This window comes from Microbispora sp. ATCC PTA-5024, from assembly GCF_000511135.2.
Taxonomy (GTDB): Bacteria; Actinomycetota; Actinomycetes; order Streptosporangiales; family Streptosporangiaceae; genus Microbispora; species Microbispora corallina.
In genome coordinates, this window is record NZ_KI866523.1 from 894,448 (window position 1) to 899,247 (window position 4,800).

Annotated in this window: 5 protein-coding genes; 4 read left to right on the forward strand and 1 reads right to left on the reverse strand. The window is 67.8% G+C overall.

From position 1 onward, the window contains the following. Window positions 1-442: hypothetical protein (locus MPTA5024_RS42245; RefSeq protein WP_036324962.1), on the reverse strand; the 442-nt coding region annotated here is incomplete at its 3' end. 309 nt (window positions 443-751) lie between these two features. On the opposite strand from MPTA5024_RS42245, the gene MPTA5024_RS16705 reads away from it, so the two are divergent. From MPTA5024_RS16705 to MPTA5024_RS16720, 4 genes are all read left to right on the forward strand, one after another. Beyond that, window positions 752-1,654 carry an NADP-dependent oxidoreductase gene (locus MPTA5024_RS16705; RefSeq protein ID WP_232326497.1) on the forward strand — a complete coding sequence of 301 codons (903 nt, stop codon included), beginning with the start codon at window positions 752-754 and terminating at the stop codon, window positions 1,652-1,654. A 199-nt stretch (window positions 1,655-1,853) separates the two neighbouring features. Beyond that, window positions 1,854-2,798 carry an NADP-dependent oxidoreductase gene (locus tag MPTA5024_RS16710; protein WP_036324966.1) on the forward strand — a complete coding sequence of 315 codons (945 nt, stop codon included), beginning with the start codon at window positions 1,854-1,856 and terminating at the stop codon, window positions 2,796-2,798. A gap of 45 nt (window positions 2,799-2,843) precedes the next feature. After that, a complete protein-coding gene (locus MPTA5024_RS16715; RefSeq protein ID WP_051458260.1) occupies window positions 2,844-3,290 on the forward strand; it encodes a GNAT family N-acetyltransferase in 447 nt (148 codons plus the stop codon). Window positions 3,291-3,412: 122 nt separating this feature from the next. Continuing rightward, on the forward strand, window positions 3,413-4,693 hold the full coding sequence (locus tag MPTA5024_RS16720; protein ID WP_051458431.1) for an MFS transporter: 1,281 nt from the start codon (window positions 3,413-3,415) through the stop codon (window positions 4,691-4,693). The last annotated feature ends 107 nt before the right edge of the window (window positions 4,694-4,800 follow it).

Sequence of the window (4,800 nt, forward strand, 5' to 3'; positions counted from 1 at the left end):
AATTCATGGTACCGATCGCGTCGTTGTCCATGGCTGCCGCAAAAGGCGCGAGCGCGAGGTCGAGGGCGGCGTTGAGTGGCCAAGGGTCTTTTGAAATCTGACTAAGGGTGCTGCCTCCATGCAGCGCCGCAATAATCAGCACCGCGGTCTTCTGGGCGTCGACATCGGCCCTCCGAGACTTGCTTGAGGGGTGTGTCCCGCCCGCGGTGCCGGACTGCAGCAAGCGATCAATCGTCTCGGCGATGAGTTCGCACCACCGATCGAGGAAGTCGGCTCGGTCGGGCACATCACCTGTCTGCCGCATCGCCAGCACGTACGGCGACAGTGGGGTCATGAGCTCCTCGACCACCCGGCGGCGCCAGCCGGCGAGCTTCGCCTCGTCAGTGACTTCAGCCAGACATTTGCTCTCGCGGGCCAAGACCTCCGCGAAGTGCGTCCTCATCGATCCCTCCTGGCCAGTCGGACAACACCCACGTATACTGTCACGACATGGGACTATTTAGTCCACTTTAGATCGGCACTGAACGCTCATGCAGGAGGGTCGCGGGCGGCACCGAGCACGACTGCGCGAAGCCTGCCTTGCCACCCCAGTCCTAGCCGTTGAACTCCAGCCCGGGGCGCACGCAACCTCACAGATCCTTCCGGCCGGCTGAGTAAGACGCCGGCGTCCGGCGTCACTAAATGGGCGAGCTGAAGTGCCGCAGCTGAGCGACTGATACGGGGAGAGGCTTCCAAGTTGAAGGCGATTGTGGTGACGGACGAGGCCGCGGGAACGGCCGGGATGACGCTGGCGGAGCGGCCAGTGCCGGAGGCGACCGGGAACGATGTCCTTGTAGAGGTACATGCGTCGGGATTCACCCCCGGCGAACTGACGTGGCCCGGAACCTGGACCGATCGCCTCGGCCGCGACCGTACGCCGTCGATCCCCGGACACGAGGTGGCCGGAGTGGTCACCGCGCTCGGCTACGGCACGAGGGGGTTGTCAGTGGGGCAGCGGGTGTTCGGCCTCACGGACTGGACGCGCGACGGCACCCTCGCAGAGTACGCAGCCGTCGAGGCACGCAACGTCGCGCCGCTGCCGGGCGACGTCGACTTCACGGTTGGGGCAAGCCTGCCGATCTCGGGGCTGACCGCCTGGCAGGGACTGTTCGTGCACGGCCGCTTCCAGATGGGGCAGAGCGTCCTCGTGCACGGCGCGGCCGGCGGAGTCGGCTCGATGGCGACTCAACTCGCCAAGGAGGCCGGCGCCTACGTCATCGGCACCGGACGTGCCGCTGATCGGCAGAACGCCCTCGACTTCGGCGCGCAGGAGTTCGTCGACCTCGACAAGGACACCCTGGAAGACGTCGGCGGAGTCGATCTCGTCTTCGACGTGATCGGCGGCGACATCGGGAGGCGGTCCGCGAGCCTCGTCCGGGCCGGCGGAATGCTGGTGACCATCGCCGGCCCGCCCGAGGCGCAGCCGGCGGAGGGCCTGGCGGTCGACTTCGTGGTCGAGGCCGATCGCGCGCAGCTGGGTGAGATCGTCCAGCGGATCCGGGATGGACGGTTGCGGACGAACATCGGCACCGTCGCGGCTCTCGACGACGCCGTCGCCGCCCTCAACCCGACCGCGCGGATCAAGGGAAAGACCATCATCCGCGTTCGTCCGTAATCAAGCGGTGCCCGATTTTCTGAGGCTGTGGAGAAACATCGGCACCGTCGCGGCGCTCGACGATGCCGTCGTCGCCGTCAACCCCGGCCGAGCCGGTCCAGGGCAAGGGCATCATCGGCGTTCACCGATGAGGACGCGGAGACCACACGGACGCTCATGACGACCTGACGGGTGTCTGCGAGTTGCGGAGAGGTGTTCAGTGAAAGCGATCGTGGTGACGAACCGGTCCGCGGGAACGGCCGGGATGAGGCTGGTGGAGCGGCCTGATCCGGACGCGGCGAGGCTCGCCAGTCTTGAGGGCGCGACCTACGGCGATGTCGTCGTTGACGTTCACGCGTCGGGATTCACCGGAAACGAGCTGGAGTGGCCCTCGACCTGGATCGATCGCCTCGGCCGTGACCGGACGCCGTCGATCCCCGGACACGAGGTGGCCGGAGTGGTCACCGCCCTCAGCTATGGCACAACCGGCCTGTCGGTCGGGCAGCGGGTGTTCGGCCTCACGGACTGGACGCGCGACGGCACCCTCGCAGAGTACGCAGTGGTCGAGGCACGCAATCTCGCGCCGCTGCCGGGGGATCTCGACTTCACGGTAGGCGCAGGCGTCGCGATGACGGGCCTGACCGCGTGGCAAGGTCTGTTCGAGCACGGCCGCCTTCAGGCCGGCCAGAGCGTCCTCGTGCACGGCGCGGCCGGCGCTGTCGGCTCGATGGCAACCCAGCTCGCACGCGAGGCCGGCGCCTACGTCATCGGCACCGGACGTGCCGGCGGCCGGCAGACCGCGCTCGACTTCGGCGCGCACGAGTACGTCGACCTCGACAGCGACACGCTGGAAGACGTCGGCGGAGTCGACCTGGTCTTCGATGTCATAGGCGGCGACATCCAGAGGCGGTCCGCAGGTCTGGTCCGAGCCGGGGGAACACTGGTGACGGTCACCGGACCACCGGAAGCACGGCCTGCGGACGGCCTGGCGATCGACTTCGTCGTCGTGTCCGACCGCTCTCACCTGAATGAGATCGCCCAGCGGGTGCGGGACGGACGCGTGCGGACGAACATCGGCACCGTCGCGGCGCTCGACGACGCCGTCGCCGCCTTCAACCCGACCGAGCGGGTCACGGGCAAGACGATCATCCAGGTTCGCCCCTGAAGGACACAAACACAATCGGCCCCGACAAAGGAAGGAACACCCCTGATGACCGACGCGACCGGGGCGGCCCGAGACGCCTTCGCGTACCCCGACGAGGCGGGACACCCCGACCGGACAGGCACGCTCAGTCAGGATCAGAGCGTCCTCATCGACGAACTGCTCGACGAACCCCACGTCCCCGCGTTCGAGTTCGACGTCGTCAACGACGAGAAAACCGGCATCTACGAAGTCATCGCCGGCGACCGCGCGATCGCCGGTCTGCCATACAACGTCGCCGGCGACGACCGACTCGTGTTGCTGGCCACCTCAGTGTTCCCCGAGTTCCGCAAACGGGGCGTCGCCACCGAGCTGATCCGACGCGTCCTCGACGACGTACGTGCGCAAGGCAAGACGGTCACCGTCATGTGCCCGATCGTGCGCACCTTCATCGAGAACAACCCCGAGTACGCCGACCTCGTCGATTCCAGGCACCCAGGAGGAGGACTTCGCTGAGGAAGCTCGGCAGGCATGGCGCAACGCCCGGAACGCGTTCAAGCACGCCCGAGTGCCATGCGCGCAATCCGACGCCTCCAGGAACTCCGGGGTGGTCCAGAACAATGGAAAGGCACGGCTCGATGCAGAACGCGGCACCATCGTTCACCACGGCTCGCCGGGGCAGAACGCTCTGGCTGGCCTTCCTGTCCGCGGTGGTATCCCTGGTGGCCGCGTTCGCCGCGGTGGGCTCGACGATCCCACTTTTCAACATCTACCGAGCCGAGGACGGATTCACCAACGCCGGTATCTCGATAACCGTCGTGGCCTACTCCGCTGCCACTCTCATCACCCTGCTGGTGATGGGACGCCTGTCGAATCATCTGGGCCGCCGGCCCACCTCGATCACGAGCCTCGGCCTTCTAGTGCTGGGCTGCCTGCTGCTGCTCAATGTGCACGACATCGGCATCCTGATCGCCGGGCGGCTCCTGATGGGCCTCGGCGCCGGGCTGGCCAGCAGCAGCCTCACCTCCTACATCGTCGACGCCGCACCGGCCCGGCCGGCCTGGTTGGCCTCCGTCGCCTCCAGCCAGACAGTCATGCTCGGCCTCGCCGTCGGCGCCACCGCGTCCGGAGCCCTGGTCCAGTTCGGCCCCTGGCCACGCGAGCTCATCTACCTGGTTGCCGTCGGCTTCCTCGTCCTGTCCGCCGCACTCGTCGCTGTCAGCCCGGAGACGGCAACTCCGACGCCGGGCGCTTGGTCGTCACTGCGTCCCCGGGTCCGCGTACCGGCCCGGGTCAGGCATCTGCTCCCCGTCGCGGCAGCGGTGCTCCTGGCCACCTGGGCGACCGGGGCCTTCTACCAGACCTTCGTGCCGGCGCTGGTCGAAGATCAACTCCACACGCGCAGCCCGCTCGTCCTCGGGCTGGTGTTCGCCGCCTACATGGGTCCCAGTGCTCTCGGCGCTCCCCTCGGCGGCCGGTTCACATCCGCGGCCGCCCAACGCCTCGGCATGGTCGTCTTCCTGGCTGGATGGATCGGCATCATCACAGCGATCGCCACCGGCACACTGGCGCTGTTCATCGCCGCGACCGTCGTCGCGGGCGCCAGTCAGGGCATCGCCATCAGCGCCGCCACCCGCGGCCTGCTGCACGGTGGCAGTCCGGCCGACCGGGCCCCGGTCTTCAGCGTGATCTACCTGCTCTGCTACAGCGGCGCTGCCGTCCCCGCCCTGGTCTCCGGCCGGCTTTCCGGCACCTTCTCACTGCCGCAGATCGCCCTCGGATACGGCGCACTTGCCCTGGTCGCCACCGTCTTCACTGTCGTCGCCGCGCGCAACCCGTACCCCGGCACGAGCGGGAACAGCCGGCACGGAACTGATCACGACGAGCCTCACCGTCATCCAGACCTCACTCGACCCTGAGACGGAGGCAGCCAGTGGTGGGTGACAGTGTGGGTGACATGGTGCCGCCGGAGGCGGCGACGTCGCCGCTGATCAGGCTCCGAGTAGCCCGATCAGTACCATGAAAT

Coding starts and splice junctions, on each gene's coding strand:
- MPTA5024_RS16715 (WP_051458260.1), top strand. CDS start 2,844: ATGACCGACGCGACCGGGGCGGCCCGAGACGCCTTCGCGTACCCCGAC.
- MPTA5024_RS16720 (WP_051458431.1), top strand. CDS start 3,413: ATGCAGAACGCGGCACCATCGTTCACCACGGCTCGCCGGGGCAGAACG.